Annotated in this window: 18 protein-coding genes; 11 read left to right on the top strand and 7 right to left on the bottom strand. The window is 49.1% G+C overall.

The window, feature by feature from the left end:
* The first annotated feature begins 27 nt into the window (after window positions 1-27).
* A complete protein-coding gene (locus DCCM_RS07490; protein ID WP_104371802.1) occupies window positions 28-678 on the top strand; it encodes a hypothetical protein in 651 nt (216 codons plus the stop codon).
* Between the two features lie 210 nt (window positions 679-888).
* Here the strand turns inward: DCCM_RS07490 and DCCM_RS07485 are convergent, their stop codons facing one another.
* Together DCCM_RS07485 and DCCM_RS07480 are read right to left on the bottom strand one after the other, a co-directional pair.
* Window positions 889-1,254 carry a type II toxin-antitoxin system HicB family antitoxin gene (locus DCCM_RS07485; protein WP_104371801.1) on the bottom strand — a complete coding sequence of 122 codons (366 nt, stop codon included), beginning with the start codon at window positions 1,252-1,254 and terminating at the stop codon, window positions 889-891.
* 53 nt (window positions 1,255-1,307) lie between these two features.
* Window positions 1,308-1,541 (bottom strand): toxin HicA, encoded by a 234-nt coding sequence (locus DCCM_RS07480; RefSeq protein WP_104371800.1) that lies wholly within the window; start codon window positions 1,539-1,541, stop codon window positions 1,308-1,310.
* 175 nt (window positions 1,542-1,716) lie between these two features.
* On the opposite strand from DCCM_RS07480, the gene DCCM_RS07475 reads away from it, so the two are divergent.
* Window positions 1,717-3,489, top strand: a complete 1,773-nt coding sequence (locus DCCM_RS07475; protein WP_104371799.1) for an adenine deaminase — start codon at window positions 1,717-1,719, stop codon at window positions 3,487-3,489.
* 285 nt (window positions 3,490-3,774) lie between these two features.
* Here the strand turns inward: DCCM_RS07475 and DCCM_RS07470 are convergent, their stop codons facing one another.
* Window positions 3,775-4,344 (bottom strand): nitroreductase family protein, encoded by a 570-nt coding sequence (locus tag DCCM_RS07470; protein WP_104371798.1) that lies wholly within the window; start codon window positions 4,342-4,344, stop codon window positions 3,775-3,777.
* 281 nt (window positions 4,345-4,625) lie between these two features.
* On the opposite strand from DCCM_RS07470, the gene DCCM_RS07465 reads away from it, so the two are divergent.
* Complete coding sequence (locus DCCM_RS07465; protein ID WP_104371797.1) at window positions 4,626-5,441, top strand: EFR1 family ferrodoxin; 816 nt, start codon at window positions 4,626-4,628, stop codon at window positions 5,439-5,441.
* Between the two features lie 24 nt (window positions 5,442-5,465).
* Here DCCM_RS07465 and DCCM_RS07460 read toward each other — a convergent pair whose 3' ends face one another.
* Both DCCM_RS07460 and DCCM_RS07455 read right to left on the bottom strand, forming a co-directional pair.
* Complete coding sequence (locus DCCM_RS07460) at window positions 5,466-6,284, bottom strand: ABC transporter permease (protein ID WP_104371796.1); 819 nt, start codon at window positions 6,282-6,284, stop codon at window positions 5,466-5,468.
* Window positions 6,244-7,050: an ATP-binding cassette domain-containing protein gene (locus DCCM_RS07455; RefSeq protein WP_104371795.1), complete on the bottom strand. Its 807-nt coding sequence runs from the start codon at window positions 7,048-7,050 to the stop codon at window positions 6,244-6,246. The genes DCCM_RS07460 and DCCM_RS07455 overlap by 41 nt, the downstream gene beginning before the upstream one ends.
* Window positions 7,051-7,471: 421 nt before the next feature.
* Between DCCM_RS07455 and DCCM_RS07450 the strand changes: the two genes are divergently transcribed.
* Window positions 7,472-7,867 (top strand): hypothetical protein, encoded by a 396-nt coding sequence (locus DCCM_RS07450; RefSeq protein ID WP_104371794.1) that lies wholly within the window; start codon window positions 7,472-7,474, stop codon window positions 7,865-7,867.
* Window positions 7,868-7,896: 29 nt separating this feature from the next.
* Here the strand turns inward: DCCM_RS07450 and DCCM_RS07445 are convergent, their stop codons facing one another.
* A complete protein-coding gene (locus DCCM_RS07445) occupies window positions 7,897-8,649 on the bottom strand; it encodes an MEDS domain-containing protein (RefSeq protein WP_104371793.1) in 753 nt (250 codons plus the stop codon).
* Between the two features lie 245 nt (window positions 8,650-8,894).
* Between DCCM_RS07445 and DCCM_RS07440 the strand changes: the two genes are divergently transcribed.
* From DCCM_RS07440 to DCCM_RS07420, 5 genes are all read left to right on the top strand, one after another.
* Window positions 8,895-9,806, top strand: coding sequence for a tetrahydromethanopterin S-methyltransferase subunit H family protein (locus DCCM_RS07440; RefSeq protein ID WP_104371792.1), 912 nt, complete (start codon window positions 8,895-8,897; stop codon window positions 9,804-9,806).
* Window positions 9,770-10,960 carry a uroporphyrinogen decarboxylase family protein gene (locus DCCM_RS07435; protein ID WP_231702696.1) on the top strand — a complete coding sequence of 397 codons (1,191 nt, stop codon included), beginning with the start codon at window positions 9,770-9,772 and terminating at the stop codon, window positions 10,958-10,960. Before DCCM_RS07440 ends, DCCM_RS07435 begins: the two co-directional genes overlap by 37 nt.
* Before the next feature lie 132 nt (window positions 10,961-11,092).
* The gene (locus DCCM_RS07430; RefSeq protein ID WP_104371790.1) at window positions 11,093-12,937 is read left to right on the top strand and encodes an MtaA/CmuA family methyltransferase; all 1,845 of its coding nucleotides are present in this window, start codon (window positions 11,093-11,095) and stop codon (window positions 12,935-12,937) included.
* Between the two features lie 59 nt (window positions 12,938-12,996).
* Window positions 12,997-13,296, top strand: coding sequence for a zinc ribbon domain-containing protein (locus DCCM_RS07425; RefSeq protein WP_104371789.1), 300 nt, complete (start codon window positions 12,997-12,999; stop codon window positions 13,294-13,296).
* 142 nt (window positions 13,297-13,438) lie between these two features.
* Entirely contained in the window at window positions 13,439-14,032 is a 594-nt protein-coding gene (locus DCCM_RS07420; protein ID WP_165792053.1) for an HPP family protein, read from the top strand.
* 10 nt (window positions 14,033-14,042) lie between these two features.
* Here the strand turns inward: DCCM_RS07420 and DCCM_RS07415 are convergent, their stop codons facing one another.
* Window positions 14,043-15,758 (bottom strand): PAS domain S-box protein, encoded by a 1,716-nt coding sequence (locus tag DCCM_RS07415; protein WP_104371787.1) that lies wholly within the window; start codon window positions 15,756-15,758, stop codon window positions 14,043-14,045.
* A 376-nt stretch (window positions 15,759-16,134) separates the two neighbouring features.
* On the opposite strand from DCCM_RS07415, the gene DCCM_RS07410 reads away from it, so the two are divergent.
* Window positions 16,135-16,827 (top strand): response regulator transcription factor, encoded by a 693-nt coding sequence (locus DCCM_RS07410; RefSeq protein WP_104371786.1) that lies wholly within the window; start codon window positions 16,135-16,137, stop codon window positions 16,825-16,827.
* A gap of 100 nt (window positions 16,828-16,927) precedes the next feature.
* The coding region (locus DCCM_RS07405) for a serine/threonine-protein kinase (protein WP_128739111.1) at window positions 16,928-17,308 on the top strand (381 nt) is incomplete at its 3' end.

Here is a 17,308-nt window from a genome sequence, read left to right as displayed (position 1 = left end):
TAGGATCGAAAAAAGGGGGAGTTAGCCGTGAAGCCACGCATTACCGCAGGCATTCTTTGCGTATTCGTTTCGCTCGGCTTAATTATGGCAGGATGCTCCGGGCCGTTTGACACACCGCCGCAAACAGCCGGCGGCAAGGATAAACCGAAGCAGCAGGAAACGGTGAAAAAACCGGGGGACTATTTCCCCCTGACCAGGGGCAGCACCTGGAACTACCTGGGGAAGGGCAATGAATACGCCTCCTTTAGCCGGGAAGTCACCTATGAAAAAGGAAACCTGTCCCAAACCAGGACCGAAAACGGCGGCACGGTTGGCACGGCTGTATTTGAAACCACCGACCTCGCGGTAACCAGGGTCTTTTTCAGGGGAGAGGAATACGACGGAAAGGACTACCTCGATGCCACCCCAAACGACAATACGATTATTTTGAAGGAGCCCCTGGAAGCGGGCACCAGTTGGGTGGACCGGAGCGGCGCACAGAGGGAAATTGTGGACGTAAAGGCCTCCGTATCCACACCCGCGGGGAACTTCAAGAACTGCCTCAGGGTCAAGATAAGCAACGAGCATTCCACGATCTACGAGTACTACAAGGAAGGAGTTGGAATGATTAAGAACGAATTCATCTCCGGGGACAACAGGGTGACCTCGACCCTGGAAAAGTACAGCATCGGCAAGTGAAAGACTCGGCGGGTGCCCCCAAAAGCGCCCGCCGTCCTCCCGACCGGGACTGTTGCCCTGCAGGCGATTTGGAATCAGAAGGATTTTTGGCATATTATGCAGAATTATTCCAGATGACAACGTAAGCAGCATCAGTGTGGTGCTGCTTTTTATATTACCAGGTAAATACGGCAGTATTTTAATGGCTGTTTTTTGCTTCGAAGAAATATTTTACACATCCTTTTTTCCTATACCCGTACTTATAAGGTAATTCAAAAACTGGTTGGCACTAACACCCTCTTTTTTCGCTGTTTCAATAATTTTTCTATGCAGGCTTTTAGGAATCCTCAATGTTATGCGGCCGTTATAATCCTCACTGCCACCCGGTTCGGGAATAGTAATCTGATTTTCATATGCAGCCTTAATCCATTCCTCCTTCGCTATCATTGCATCACCAATAGCTTCTTCCGGGGTATCGCCAGTTCCCACGCAATAGCGAATATCGGGAAATTCAACAATATATCCCCCATCGTCCAGGTCGGGACGCACATTAAAAGAATAAGTTAAATTAAGGTAATAATTTAACTCTTTATTCACGATATCTCACTCCTATTATTAATATATAGATTATCCACTTTTTATCTGGGACCTTATAACCCCATCTTTTCCAGCAAATCCTTTAGGTTTTCCAAATATACCCGTTTTACTGGTTTTCCGCTTCGCTTTACTATCCCTATCACATAAGGTGCCTTTGTGTAGGTGTAGTGACTGGTACCGTTGCTGCGCCAGGTAAAACCAAGCTGCGTTAGCAGCAGGTGAATATCTTCAAAGTCGGCGTATTTTGCGTTCTTCAGTTTCTCAATTAGTTTTTGCCTCTTGCTCATGTTTTCTCCGCTCCTTATTGACACTATATATAACATCATATACAATGTCAATGCTTATAAAATTAAACCCTGGAGTCTCGTAAATTTTGTATAATTATAATAAATTAACGAAGGAGGTAAAGCGGAGCAATATAACCTGACGCGAAAAAAACCGGAGATTGCTCCCTTTTTAATTATGAGCATGGAATTAAAAGCCGATCTTATAAAACGGCTGGGCAGGGTCTGCCTGGGGAAAGAACCGGCGGACTTGATTATTGATAATTGCGATGTGTTAAATGTTTATACCGGTGAGATTCTTGAGAACCGGCAGCTGCTTATCGCCGGCGACAGGATCGCTTACGTGGGGCCGAAACTTGACTTCCCGGAGGGACCGGACACCGGATTAATCGACGCCGGCGGGCAGCTGCTTATCCCGGGCCTGATTGACGGCCACATACATATGGATTCATTCCTGAATCCGGAAGAATTTGTTGCCCTTTCCCTGCCCCGGGGTACCACCACCATCATCACCGAGTGCTATTTTCCTTCCAATGCCATGGGAATCCGGGGTGTTACCGCTTTTATCGGGCAGCTCAAAAACCAGCCCCAGAGATTTTTTGCCACCGCCCCGACCATATCCTATCTCTGCTCCGATAATGGAAACGGCAGCCCCGCGATTAATGAGTCTGAAATGATACGCCTGCTGCAGCTGCCGGAAATAGTGGGCACAGGTGAAATATACTGGTCCAATTTGCTGAATACCGGCTCAAAGGAAGGTTTAATCAATATTATCGAGGCCGCCGTTTCACTGGGAAAAACATTGGAGGGGCACGGGGCGGGGGCTAAAAACCAGAGGTTAGCCGCCATGGCGGCCCAGGGTATTGATTCCTGCCACGAGCCCATTACCGCCGAAGAAGTGCGGGAAAGACTGCGTCTGGGTTTGTTTGCCATGATTCGGGAAGGTTCCATACGCCGGGAACTGGAGACTGTGATCGGCCCCTTGGTTGAAATGGGTTTGGCTTTACGCAGGGCGATTCTGGTTTCCGACGGAGTTTGGCCCGTTGAGCTGCTCCGCCAGGGCCACATGGACTACATTGTGCAAAAGGCCGTTGACCTGGGGCTTAACCCTGTGACGGCAATCCAGATGGCCACCATTAACGTGGCGGAACATTTTCACCTGGAAAGCCACCTGGGGGGAATAGCACCGGGAAAATGCGCCGATATGGTAATAGTCCCCGATATTAAAACAATTAAGCCAGGGCTGGTTATTTGCCGGGGCAAGGTGGTGGCCCGGGACGGCAAAATGCTGGTAAACCCGGTGAAGACAAGCTTTCCGGCCAATGCGTATCAATGCATTAATATTAACCCGGTGGAACCTGACTTTTTCCGGGTGCCGGTCTCTTCCCCGGCAGCCAGGGTGCGTGCCATAGAATTAATCTCCACCATTTTAAACCGTGAAACAATACTGGATTTACCGGTGGTTAACGGAGAAATAACAATCACCGGCAGCGATGATGTTATAAAGGCGGCGGTAATCAACCGCCACGGCGGAAATGGCGGGGGCTGCACCGGATTTATCAAGGGTTTCGGCCTGAAAAGGGGTGCGCTGGCCAGCAGCTATTCCTTCGGAGAAGGAAACCTGGTGGTAATTGGCGCCGATGACAGCGACATGGCCGCCGCGGTAAACAGAATCCGCCGGCTGCGGGGCGGCATTGTTTATTGCTGCCGGGGACGGATAATGGAAGAGCTGCCGCTTCCCATTTTCGGATACACCTCCGAAATGGCCGGACCGGAAGCGGCCGCAAGCTTCACAGCCCTGGAAAAAGCCCTGAGAGAAGCGGGCTGCCGGATAGATAACCCGCTATTAACACTGTTTACCCTTACCTTTACCGCCATACCCTCGCTCAGGCTGCTGTCCGGGGGCTACTGGCTGTCCAGGGAAAACCGGACGGCGGATGTGCTGGCATAGGTAAACGGCGTCTCCAGGCCGGACCGGGGGAATTTTCATCGCCACGGGCTTTTTGGGAAGGGCCGGCCCGTAATTTTGAAAGGAAAGCAGGGCTTTATTTAATCATGGACATTTTAAAATATCTATTAATTATATTATTTGCCGTACTGATTGCAAAAATTATTATGACCGCGGCAGATTCCGTCAGTATACGGTTCGTGGAATTCTTTCAGGCCTTATGGAAAAAAGCGAGAAAATCCAAATAGATTGTTGTGGAAACCGATTGCCGGCAATCAGTAAAGCTGTTTATGCCATTTGGATTATTATTTCTTCCAGCCGGCGCTTGGGAACATGGTGAACGCCTTTTTCGTCCCGCCAGTAGCGTATATCATCCTTCGCGGTTTCAATAACCACGGTTTCCAGGGGCTTGCCCAGGGCGATGACGTACAGTATTTCATATTGGCCGGGAATATCAAGGCTTTTACGCAACTGCTCCCTGTTCACGGAAGCAATGATGCATCCTCCCAGGCCTATTTCCGCCGCCCCCAGCAGTATGCTCTGGCAGGCGATGCCGGCGTCTACCTGCTGGAAGCCCCCTATTGCGGTATCTCCCAGCATAACGATGTAGGCCGGCGGCCTTTCGCCCTCCCGGGGACCTTCCCAATCCTTAAGGTAGGCTGCCCATTTCAGGGTGCTGAATATTTTTGAATTGCTCTCCTCCCGGCAGGACAGTATGTATTTCAGGGGCTGCAGGTTTGCGGCGGAGGCCGACAATCTGGCCAGATTGACAAGCTCCCTCAGTGTTGCCCCCTCCACAGGCTCCTCCTGATAAAACCTGCGGTAACTCCTGTTTTTACCGACCAATTCCATCAGCATAGACGGTATCTCCTTTTCTTTATTGATTTTATTTTCCCGGAACAATTCGCTCACTGTTTAAATACCCGTATTGTCATCTATAAATTTTATACTCATTTTTAATATTTTAAAATGGACAAATGCAAAAATAAAATAAGCGGCTGTAAAACCGGGAAGGAGTCACTTTATCCCGTGTGGAAATTATTACGGCATGCACCCGCACCCCCCCGGCAGGAGGGTCCGGTTTCGCTCCGGGCATTTCAGGTGAACAATTTTGCTATTTTATTCAAGGAGGGCTCGTCATGAATAAGAAAATAAACGCCATGTATTTCAGTCCCACGGGTACGACTAAAAAAATAGTATCCGGAATAGCGGAAAAAATTTCAGAAAATATTGACAGGGGAAAAACTATAAATACCATTGATTTTACATTGCCGGGAGTTAGAAAGGAGCCGGTAGCCTTCACAGGAGACGATATCGTGGTTATGGGGGTTCCGGTCTACGCGGGAAGGGTTCCCAATGTATTGCTGAATTATTTGAGTTCCGTTACCGGCAATGGCGCCTGCGCAATTGCCACGGTTGTTTATGGAAACAGAAATTATGACGATGCTTTGGTGGAACTAAAAGACATTCTGGAATTGAACGGTTTTAAAGTTATCGCAGGCGGCGCATTTATAGGAGAGCACTCGTTTTCCAAAACCCTTGCCAAGGACAGGCCTGATCAAAAGGATATGAATATGGTAAATGATTTTGCCAGTCAAATATACGCTAAAATAAATAGTAACAACCTTGAAAGCATAACCGTCAAGGGAAATAAGCCCTATAGAAAATATTACATGCCGAAAAATAAAGAGGGTGTGCCTGTGGATATCAGAAAGGTTACCCCAAAAACCAATGAGCACTGTACCGACTGCAAGCTCTGCGTGGAAGTCTGCCCCATGGGTTCCATTGATTATGAGGACACGTCCCAATTAAATGGAATTTGCATTAAATGCGGCGCCTGCATTAAAACATGTCCCAATCAGGCCAAGTATTATGATGACGAGAACTATTTAAGACATAAATACGAACTGGAAATTGAATTTGCCGATAGAAAAGAGCCGGAGCTGTTTTTATAAGAACTCCGGTAAGAAAATATCCGTTCACCTGAGTATGCGGGGAAACAAAAGGCAGTTTAAGAGGTATATCAATGAAGAAGCCCCGATAAGAACGCACCAGTCCAAAAACAAATGGGTTCCGGCGGTGTTGATCAGCAGGTTTCTCAACCCGTCCACCAGGTAGCTCATGGGGTTTATGGTGGCGATAATCCTTAACCAGTCCGGCATAATCTGCACAGGGTACAGCGCGCTGGAAGAGAAAAACAGCGGCATGGTAATGACCTGGCCGATGCCCATCATTCTCTCCCTGGTTTTAATCAGCGAGGCGATGACCATGGACAGCCCGGAAAAAAAGACCCCGCCCAGTATTGTGGTAAAGATAACCCCTATAATCCTGCCGGCGCTCCATTCCAGGGGAATCCTCATTACAACGGACAGCAGCAGAATAATAACCCCCTGGTTGATGGATCTTATGGAGGCTGACAGCATTTTCCCCAGTATAAAGGCGGGGCGCCTGATGGGGGTGACCATGATTTTTTGCAGCAGCCCCAGATCCCTATCCCATATAATGGTGATACCATAAAAAATGGAGATAAAGGTAATGGATTGGGCCAGAATTCCCGGGGTCAGGAATGCTTCATAGCTCACCGAACCGGTGGGAATGGCCCGCAGGCGGCTAAAGGCCTGGCCAAATATCAGGAGCCACAGAACGGGCTGAATACCCCGCATTACCAGTTCAGTGGGATCCTGGCGAAGCTTCCGAACTTCCATTTCTATTATTGTCCAGACATGGAAGAAAAACAAAAAAATCTGGTTGCCATATTTACCCGAGTCGTTTGGCTGTACGGCGGGTTCGTGAAGCATCCCGTAGATCTCCTTCCTGGGATTCAAGCGCCCCGGCATAATAGGCGAACACATCATCCATGCCGGCATGCGGATTGCCTGTGGATTCCCTTAGCTCCCGGGCGGTTCCCATGACCGCGATTTTCCCTTTATTCATTATGGCGATGCGTGAGCAGAGCGCCTCCGCCTCTTCCATATAGTGAGTAGTCAGAAGGATGGTCATGTTCTGCTCGCACCGGAGTTTTTCTATATGCTTCCAAATGGTTTTCCTGGCCACCGGGTCAAGTCCCACTGTGGGCTCATCCAAAAACAACACCTGCGGGTAATTCAAAATAGCCTGCCCTATCTCCAGGCGGCGCACCATGCCGCCGGAGTAGGTTTTCACCTGCCTGTGGGCGGCGTCCTCCAGCCCGGTAATATCAAGCACTCTCTTAATACGCTCTTCCCGCTGTTTTCTTTTTAGCCCGTAAAGTTTGCTGAAGACAAGCAGATTTTCATAGCCTGTCATTGCTCCGTCCACAGATAACAATTGCGGAACATAACCAATGGACCCACGCACCCCGGCCGGATTCTTCACAATAGAATAACCGTTGATCACGGCCTCGCCGTCATCGGGGGGCAGCAACGTTGTTAACATCTTAATTGTTGTGGATTTTCCGGCGCCGTTCGGTCCAATCAAGCCGAAGCATTCGCCGCAATACACCTCGAAATTGATGCCGGACACCGCCATAATGTTATCGAAGCCCTTGGTGAGATTGTTTACCAGAACAGTCTTAACCTCATTCATGCTTCCATCAACTCCGCCTGTGAACGTATTTCTCCCCAACCCTCATTTTTACCGCGCCTTTCTTGAAAGCCTAAATAATTGTAAAACCGCCCCTTCAACATTGTCAATATAAGTGAGCCTTTGGCCCAAAAGGAGTTTATCCCCTACCGGGCATAGGCCGGGGATAAACAGGCTGCTGGCGGGCAATAGAGTTTCCCGGGGTTGCCGGGAAACTCAGGCTATGGTAAAAAAACACGGAAACACCGGCATTAAAATCACAATGCCGTCTTGAGGATAAGCTTTTAAAACGCTATTATAGAAGGGAAAAACCTGCGGGGGGGTGAATCCTAAACTCGCCCGGAAGCTTTTGCCCGGGATGAAAAGTAGCTGCCGGAATGAAAATGGTATTGGTGCTTCTACAAGACAACAAGGAGGGATAGCAATGAAACGCCTGATAATACTGATGCTGTTATTATCTTTAATTATTAGCGGCTGTGCGGCGCAACAGAATTCCGAAGCGCCCAAAACCCTGACTGAACAGGATGTGAGAAATGCCGTTACGGAACTGATAAATGGAATAAATACTGGAAATGCTGACGCCGTTAAAAAATATGTGGATGCCGCCGGACCCGTTGCGGAAAAGCTGATCGAGAAATTAAAAAACAACATCAAGCTATATAATATCCGCGACGTATCCATTCAGGGAACAACGGCCCAGGCCACTGTCACCCTGGAGGTTGTTCCGTTAAAAGTAAAGAAGGATATCACATTAAATTTTGATGCCACCGACACGCTAATGTTGAACAATCCTTTAGGATTATTGTCGCTCCTTATATAGGCTTCAAGGCATCCGGCGCCGGCCTTTATTTACCTTTGGGAAGACTCTCTTCTAAAAAAGGTGGCCGGGCCGTTGCTGTAAAAAAGGACCCCTTTATGGTGGTTCATCAAATGAATAAAGTAGTTGAAACAATCTTTTGTTTCAATGTTGAACACGTAGGGGCAGATGCCCACCACGGGCGCTTTCTCCAGAGATTCGTCCAGAAAATGCTCAAAGTCCAGTAATTTGGAAGAGTCTTCGCCGCAGCTGAGCAGGTTGGGTGAACCTGACCCCCACATGGTTTCATATCCCATTGCCAGGGACCTGTCTGCTTCTTCAAGCCAGATTTGCACGGGTCCCTTTTCGCCGTTCCTGCTAAATGAATCGGCCAGATCAACGATAACCAGCATGTCGCGTTTTTCCAACTCCTCCACGGCCAGCCCTCTTACAGAAAGCTCCTTCCTCACCTCTTCCCGGTTCTGCCACCAGCACCCCTTGAACAGCCGCCTGCCTTCCCTCATGCCCCTTTTAAAGAATTCGGCCTCCAGGTCGTAAACTTCCGACGCGCTGGAGGTTACAGCCATTATATGGTCATGCCGGCAATTTATTTTATCCAGGTATGAAATCTCTCCCGGCAGGTATGACTCGGCCAGCCTGGCTTCCAGCACTTCACTTTTAATGCGCCACTCCTTGCCTATTTTAACGCCGGGAAACTTGCCGGCCCTAAGCCACCTGTAAATGGTATTGGGCGTGGTGCGCAGTTTCTCGGCCACTTCGTTAACCGTGAGCAATTCGTTATTCATCGCAGCGGGCTCTCCTTTGACAGCATTATTTCTAAATAATATCATACCATTCCATGCCGCTCAATAATTCTCCCATCAGTATGCTAATTTATTCATGATTGAATGAATTTTTCATGCTATATAATACAGTGTTATACAATATAATACATTGACATACATTGTTATCTATTTTATAATTCTGACAATATTAAATTTTATTATGACTCCAGCAATTAATACTCTCTCTAAATAAGGAGGAATCGAGGGTGGGAGATTACCACGTGCTTAAAATAGGCAACGCCACCATAGGAGGACCATTGGGGTCGGCCACAGGCCTGGTGGTTGGAAGTATTTTTTACGACAAGCACTCCATTGTCCGTGATCCTTTTGCCGGAGAATTTGACGAAACCCGCGCCGCCTTGCTGTTAGACCGTGTCAACAGGCTCAGTAAACAGTATGGCGTACAGATGGCACTGGACGTCATTGCCGCTTCGCCTGAAGCCATTGAGCGGTTTTTGGAATTCGTCGGCCCGCGTACAAACCTTCCGTTGCTGATAAACGCCACCGAGGCCCAGGTCCGCATGGCCGGACTGGAGGCAGCCGCCAGACTCGGCATTCTGGAGCGGTCCGTCTACGCATCGCTGAATGAGGACACCGAGGACGAAGAACTGGAGCTGCTTGGCCGGTATCGCCCGGCGGCTGTCATGATTCTGGCCAGTGATATAAGCGATCCCACCCCCGGTGGAAGCTGCGAGATGATAGAAAACTATTATCATCCCATGCTAAAGGAAATTGGTGTGGCAGCCCCCATCGTTGACCTGGGCACCATGGACCCGCCTTCAATAGGTTTAAATATACGCCAGATTCAGGCCGTTCGGGAACGTTTCGGCTATCCCGCGGGCTGTGCTTTCTCCAATTGCTATCCGCAATGGACCGGCTTAAACCGGCTTGGCCGGGAATGGGTGAATTTGTCTTTGGCGGCGGCACTGGTGGCCTGCCGCGCGGCCGGTGGAGATTACCTGCATTACGGCATCATAGAAAAGTCTGCCATGGCGGCCCATGTTGCGGCAACGGCCGAGGTGTTTTATGGCTTCGCGGCCCAGGAGCTGGACGGTCATAAATTGCCGGAAGGACACGCCCTATGGCAGATGTTCAAATTGTCAGGGGTGACGGAGTGATGCCGTCCCGGTCATGGTTGCAAGAAATGCTCTCCGGCGGGAAAAACGGTGTTCCGCTGATTGACATCGGCACATCATCCCTTACCGGCATACGGGCCGGTGCGATTCCCGGTTTGCAAAAAGACAATGCCCTGGCTCATCCCCTTTTCAATACGATACCCCTGGAGCCGGCGGATTGCATAAGTTTGGGGTCCGACTTCATTCGCGCGGGCTTGCTGTATGCCCCCCGGGAGATGGAGGATGAACATTTTATTGATGCCCTTGGCGTAACCTGGCTGCGGGAAGGAGAAAATTCAGCGCCAATCGGCCACCCTTTAGAAACCGCGGCGCCCGCGGATATTACGCGCCACCCCAGGCCGCGCTGGCTGCAGCCGGTGCAGCAGGCCGTTCCGGAATCAACCGGCAACAGCCTGGTAATCGCCGACGCGCCGTGTCCCGGTCTTCTGGATATGTGCTTTATGCTGCGCAATACCTGGCAGTTTATGGAGGACATTGCCGATAACCGCCGTGCCGCCTCAGTGCTGCTGGAGTGGTCTCTGGAAACCATTATCAGCGCCTACGAGTATTTGCTGGCGTCACTTGACAGGCAACCGGACATTATCGTATACAGCGATGATTTGGGTTACAGGGACGGCATGTTTTTATCCCCGCGGGATTTCCGAAACCATGTGCGCCCCCGGATGAGCGCTTTACTGACACACCTTGGAAACATAACTTCAGCGGCCGTCTGCTTTCACAGCTGTGGGGCTATCAGCCCCATCCTGCCGGATATTTTGGATTTAGGCGTCGGGATGGTAAACCTGGACACATCCGCCAAAGGAATGAATGTTTTGCGGCTGCGCCGGGAACTGCCCGGTTTTGTCATACTGCATGGGTCAAATGACCTATGTGCTTTGGGCAGAGCCGTATTGCAAGGTGATAAGGCGGGCATAGCCTCCTTAATTGCCGAACTGGCCCAAAGCGCCCCTGTAATTGCAGGCCCCAGGGATAATATGTCTTCTGCCGGGGAAGTTCTGGCGGCTGCTCGCGGGGCGGCGTTCATAAGAAATATTTCCTGCGGCGGCTTTGAAGACCTGCGCCGCCTTGGCCCGGTTCGAAGCATTATTGAGGAAGCCGTTGAAAAAACACTGTGGGAGAAGCTGCCGTCCCTTTAACATTAAAAACTCCTTTACCGGCAGCACGGTAAAATAGCGATTTTAACCTTACGAACAGGAGGCGAGGCGAACATGAGCACATGACTCTTGATAACCTGAACGTAACTGAAAAAATTATTAAGGAGTGAAAAAATGAGACCAGCAAAGATGACCAGCCGGGAAAGAATTTTTGCGGCGGTTACAATGAAGGAATTGCCTGATCAGTTACCCGTTACCCCGCTGCTGATGACCCGGGGCATTCGTGAGGGAGGCGTCAGGGTCGATGAGGTTTTACTTGATGGTGAGGCCATGGCAAAAGCTAAAATTAAAGCGCATCAAAAGTTCGGCGGGGATGTGGTGATCGCGGGCACAGATCTGTTTACCCCGGTGGAGAACCTGGGCGCCGTATTGGACTATCTGCCCTATGCGCAGCCCTCGCTGGTCAAACATCCCGCGCCTACCAAAGAAATTTTTTACCGTCTAAAGGATAACTACTTATCCAAGGGTTTTGATCCGGAAAAGGGCCGGCTGAGAGCAATACAAGAAGAGATAAGGACCTTTGTCAGGGAAGGCTGGAAAAATACCCATGCCCTGGCTACTCCGGTGGGCGGCCCCATTACCACCGCCCAGCTGGTTACCGGCACCGATGAATTTTTCACCTATTTGGCCGAGGATCCTGATTATGCCAAGGAGATTATAGAGTTATGCCTCGACGTCTGTAAAAATATTTGCCGGATGATGTTTGAGGCCGGTATAGATGTTTGTAATATTTTGGATCCATTTTGCTCCTGTGATATATTGCCGCCGGGAATGTATCGTGAATTCGGCTTGCCTTACCAGCAGAGGCTGTTCGCCTATATTAAAGAAATCGGCGGTATAGGGTTTACTCATACCTGTACCTTTACCCAGCCCATATGGTCCGACATCGCATCCAACGGCTCCTTTAATTTTAACGGAGACATGTATCCCGGGGCCAACCATGCGAAACATGCCATAGGTGACAGATTATCCCTGATGGGGACCCTCAGCCCGTATTCCACCCTTACCCACGGCACCCCCGGGGATGTTGCCAGAGAAGTAAAGAAGCTTGCTGTGGAAGTTGGGTACAATGGCGGGTTTGTTTGCATGCCCGGCTGCGATATTGACTGGACCGTGCCTGAAGAAAACATGCGCGCCTTGATTGATACCTGTGCGGCAATCAAATACCCGATAGACATTGAGGCCCTCGGGGACCTGAACAACGTTTATCTGGCCGGTCATCCCAAACATCCGGGCATGCGCAAAATTTCAACCGATGACGATCAAAGGGTCATAATGGGCATTAAAAAGACCCGGGATAAGAAAACCCCCGAGGAAGAGGTTTATTGCAACCTGGCTGATGCGATTATGGAATATGACGGTGATAAGGTGGTGGAGTGGACCCAAAAAGGTTTGGAGCTTGGCTTAACGCCCCAGCAGATAATATTTGACGGTCTGTCCCTTGGAATGAAAATGGTTGGCGATCTGTATGAGCGCAATGAGCGCTTTATTACCGACATGCTCAAGTCGGCCAGGACCATGGACAGGGCCATGCCGATCCTGGTGCCGCTGCTGGAAGCATCAGGTTTAAAAGACGGAAAAAAAGAAACCGTTGTAATGGGTCTGGTGCGCGGCAACACCCAGGATATCGGTAAGAACCTGGTGGTGCTTATGCTGAAAGCAAACGGCTTTAATGTTGTTGATCTCGGCAAGAACGTTAACCCCGAAGAGTTTTTAAAAGCGGCGGAAGAAAATAACGCCGTGGCCATCGGCATATCGGTCATGACCAATTCATCCGTGGCTTACGCGGAGAAAACCGTAAAAATGTTAAGAGAGAAGGGACAAGGCGACAAATACCTGGTGATGACCGGCGGCGCCGCCATGAATGAAGAACTTGCCCAAAAAATAGGCCTACGGTATGGTTCTGATGCAAACGCGGCGGTTTCCCTGGTAAGAGAGCACATTGCGGCAACAGCGTAAGCCGCACCTACCTTCCTCTTACTCCGCCGGTAAGGAAGGCTTAACAAAGGAGGCTGGTCATGCCGGTATATGACTTTTTTTGTGAGGAATGTGGAGCAAGACGCGAAGTGCTGGTGGATTATGAAACAAAAAAGAGGCTGGAACTGCTGTGCGTAAAATGTGGCGGAGTGGTAAAAGCAGCGCCGGTAAACATGTTCGGCATCATCGCCTCTAAGCGGGCGGAACAAGCCGGCGGCAGGGAAAAAGTCAAGCCTTGCGGGCACACCCATCATTGCCGCTGCGCTTCCATAAAACAAACCCGGCCCAATCCCTTTCAAAAACAAATAGACAAAGCCTTACAGGGAGACAATCAACAGTAAATAATTAATCAGTCATTGAAAACATTTGTTTAAAGTGCTGTTTACCCGCAGGCCATCGGAGAAAAACTGTGCATACCATATGCGCTTGTGGACTGGTGGCCTGCGAATCTATTTAAATTACATGGAGCAAAGAAGGAAAAACATGAATTCCAAACCGGCTGCAAGACAAAACGAAAACTCCCGGGCACCGGGTAAGAAAACATTTGTTTTAAAGGCAATATATATTATAAGGAACTATTTTGCAAAAATGCGCGGCACTGAACAGTGCAAAAAGGAACACCTCAGCCTGAGGGAACTTTTCATACTTGCTATCACTATATTTGGCTGCGTCGGGGTAATAGCCTGGATAAGCTCCTACTTTAATCTTCCGCTTTTAATTCCGTCCTTCTTGGCTTCCGCGGTATTATTATACACAAATCACCAGTCGCCGGCGGCTCAGCCGCGCAATATCATAGGCGGCCATGTTTTATCGGCGGCCACCGGTATTCTGACACAATCTGTTTTAGGAGCCAATTGGTACTCCTTAACCATCGCCCTGGTGGCGGCGGTTATTTTAATGATATTAACCGGAACCATACACCCGCCCGCCGGGGGGACATTATACATTGCCATATTCGGCGGTTTCGGATTAAAATCCGTGCTGCTTACAGTTGCCGCCGGGTCATTGCTTATGGTAGCCCTGGCAATGCTGCTGATAAACATTTTGCCATGGAGAAAATATCCTTCTTATTGGTGATAATTATAGACTATCCGGCCCGGAAGTCATCCGTGGCGGCGGTCTCCCCGGCGGATTTGAACCTGACGTAAAAAATGGTTTCCCCGGGGCTCGAAACAACTTCAATTTTTGCCCGGTGACGGGAGGCAATGCTGTGGCAGGTGGCCAGTCCCAGTCCGGTTCCGGATTCCTTGGTGGTGTAAAAGGGGGTTCCTATTCTGTCCAATGTTTCAGGAGGTATGCCTTTGCCCTGATCCTTAACCGATAATACCACCTCGCCATTGTCCATAAAAGTTGCCACGGTCAGCTCTCCGCCGGGTGACATGGCCTCAAAGCCATTGCGGACAAGATTGAATATCAGCTGGCGCAGTTCCTTTTCATCCAATAATATGTCCGGTATATTACCGGTGGCAATTTTCAGTGACATTTCCAAATTATTTGCGTCGGCCAAAATTAAAGGTGTAATTTTGCCGATTATATCATTAATGTTCCGGCTTTTTAAATTTGCCTGTTTATTACCGGCCATTCCCAAAAATTCGGTTATAATTGAATTAGCCCTGTCCAGTTCGCTGATCATGACATCAAAATACTCCCTGTAATTAACAAAACCCTCTTTTCCCCCCAGCATTTGCAAAAACCCTCGCACGGTGGTCATGGGGTTTCTTATCTCGTGCCCTATGCCGGCCGCCATCTCGCCAACCAGGCTAAGCCTGTTCAGCCGGGCCAGTTCACTCTTCAGCCGGTCATTCTCCGTGGTGTCAAAAAACAGGCTGAGCACGCACTCCTCCCCGTCAATTACTATAATTTCAGCGGAAAAGAGCCCTGTTCTGATTTCGCCGTTTTTTCCGTAATAACGCACTTCCAGGTTGTGAACGGAGCCGCCCTTTAATATATATTCATAAACCCTGCCGTTATCTTCAGGGTTTACCCATAAATCCACATCGTCAATACTCCTGCCGATAAGCTCCTCCCGGCTGTAACCGCTACTCAGTATAAAACTGTCGTTAACGTCTATTATTCGTCTGTCCATGGCCCTATGGATAAAAATGCCCGCCGGGCTGGCGTTAAACGCTTTTTTGAAGCGTTCTTCGGACAGCCGCAGGTCTTCCTCCATCCCTTTGCGTTCGGTTATGTCAATGGCCACACCCACTATCCCGGCTGCTTTTCCTTCCGTATCAATATATGTCGCCTTGTAGAAAATAACGTCCCGGTATGTTCCCCCGGCATTTTTCACACGGCTTTCGTACATTTGAAACCCCGGTTTTTCCAGCAGCAGCAGATCCTTTTCACTGTATATCGCCGACAGTTCCCTTGGAAAAAGATAGTGAACCGTTTTGCCTATTATATCCTCTCTATTTATTCCCACCAGGCTGCAAAATGCATTGTTGCACCCCTGGTATACGCCGTTGATATCTTTGTAAAAAATAGGGCTTGGTATTGTATCGATTAATGTCTGCATAAAATTTATCTGATCCCACAGCGCCCTTTCCGCTTGCCTGCCCCATCGCACATATTCGGATATGTCCACGGCACAGCGGCAAATACCGGATAGTTTTCCCTTTTCTTCAAAGACCCGGGGATATAGTCCCAGTTGCTCCATCTCTCTCCTGGCATTGTTAAATTCTTCCTTCAGAAGTTCAAGTTCCTTCTCTTTTTCCCTGTACTCTTTTTTCAGCCGGCGGTATACAGCAACTTTTCTTTGCAGCCTGGTAACTTCATCCGGGGAATATTCGGGCACCATCACCATTTACTTTTCATCCCCCAAATAATTTAATCTTCTGAATATTATTACACCTTCCCGCAGGGATCTCCTTCGGGAAATATGTCGAAACATATCTTATATTGTCATACATTCTTCCAAAGACAAATATTATCTCTCCACGGCGGCGGTTTCTTCCACCGCCGTTATCCCGGTTTTCACCCGCAGACGCTATTTCAGACCTGGTATGAACCCTTTAGGAAGTAATATCTGTCAACTCAATTTTAAAGTACCCCCCCGGGTTTGATGTTAAGAAGACCTAAAACTTTGCTAAATTTTTCCTAAAGAAAAATAATAAAAAAATACAAATAATTGTTAAGTTTGTCAAAGAATCAATTATAATAACATTTAAGGGAGGATAGTCATGACCGCGGAAAAAATTTTAGTAGTGGACGACGAGCCGGAAATATGCGAACTTATTTCAATTAACCTTACAAATAACGGTTTTATTGCGTTATTGGCGGATAACGGCGCCAAGGCCCTTGAAATGGTCAAAAACCACAACCCGGACTTAATTATACTGGATGTGCTCCTGCCGGGGCCGAACGGATTTCAGATATGCCAGGAACTGCGTAAGAACACCGACATACCTATCCTTTTTTTAAGCTGCAAGGACGATGATACGGATAAAATACTGGGACTCACCATAGGCGGAGACGAGTATATCAGCAAACCATTCAGCCCCGGCGTGCTGGTGGCCAGGGTAAAGGCCCATCTGCGGCGCAGCAGGATGCTAAAAAACACAAAGCAGGAAAATACTGTGCTGGCCTTTCCGGGCCTGCTGATAGATCTGACCAGTCACACCGTAATGGTAAACGATAAGCCGGTTTTCCTTTCCGCCAAGGAGTTCCAGCTATTGGTGCTATTGGCCCGCAACCCCAACAGGGTAATTAATATTGAGGAGCTTTACCAGAACCTCTGGTCATCCCAGAGTTTTGGCGACACCAGAACTGTTATGGTGCACATAAGCAATCTTCGCAAGAAGATTGAAAAAGACCCGACAAAACCCGGATTTATCACCACCATAAGAGGTGTGGGATATAAATTCAACGGCTAAACTCCACCAAAATGCTGGTTTCCGGGGATATCCAGAGGCTGTTCAAAAAAAGTCGCAACGCAGCAGATGGACTTTTTCAACGGCCTCCGAGGAGCGCTAAATGATGCTCAATATACCGGGCTACGAAATAACCGGATTAATCCATCAAAATCCTGCAACGGCCCTTTTCCGGGGGCGGCGGATTGCCGGCGGGAAACCCGTGATAATCAAGATGCCCGCCGCCCCATATCCCTCCGAGAGGGATATGGCCCTTTTATACCGGGAGTTCGAAATAACCGCTCAACTGGACCTTGACGGCGTAATGAAACCGCTGGCCCTTGAAAAACACCACAGCCTGCCGGTGCTTGTTTTTGAAGACCCGGCGGGCTTATCCCTGGAGGAATACCGGTCCGGCAACAATATCGGCCTTCCGGCCTTTCTGGACATAGCCCTTCAATTATCCGGCATCCTTGAAAAAATTCACTTAAACCTGCTGGTGCAC

The sequence above is a fragment of the Desulfocucumis palustris genome, assembly GCF_002933875.1.
Taxonomy (GTDB): Bacteria; Bacillota; Desulfotomaculia; order Desulfotomaculales; family Desulfocucumaceae; genus Desulfocucumis; species Desulfocucumis palustris.
The sequence above is the reverse complement of the archived record's forward strand: the minus strand, read 5'-3'. Positions and strand labels throughout refer to the sequence as shown.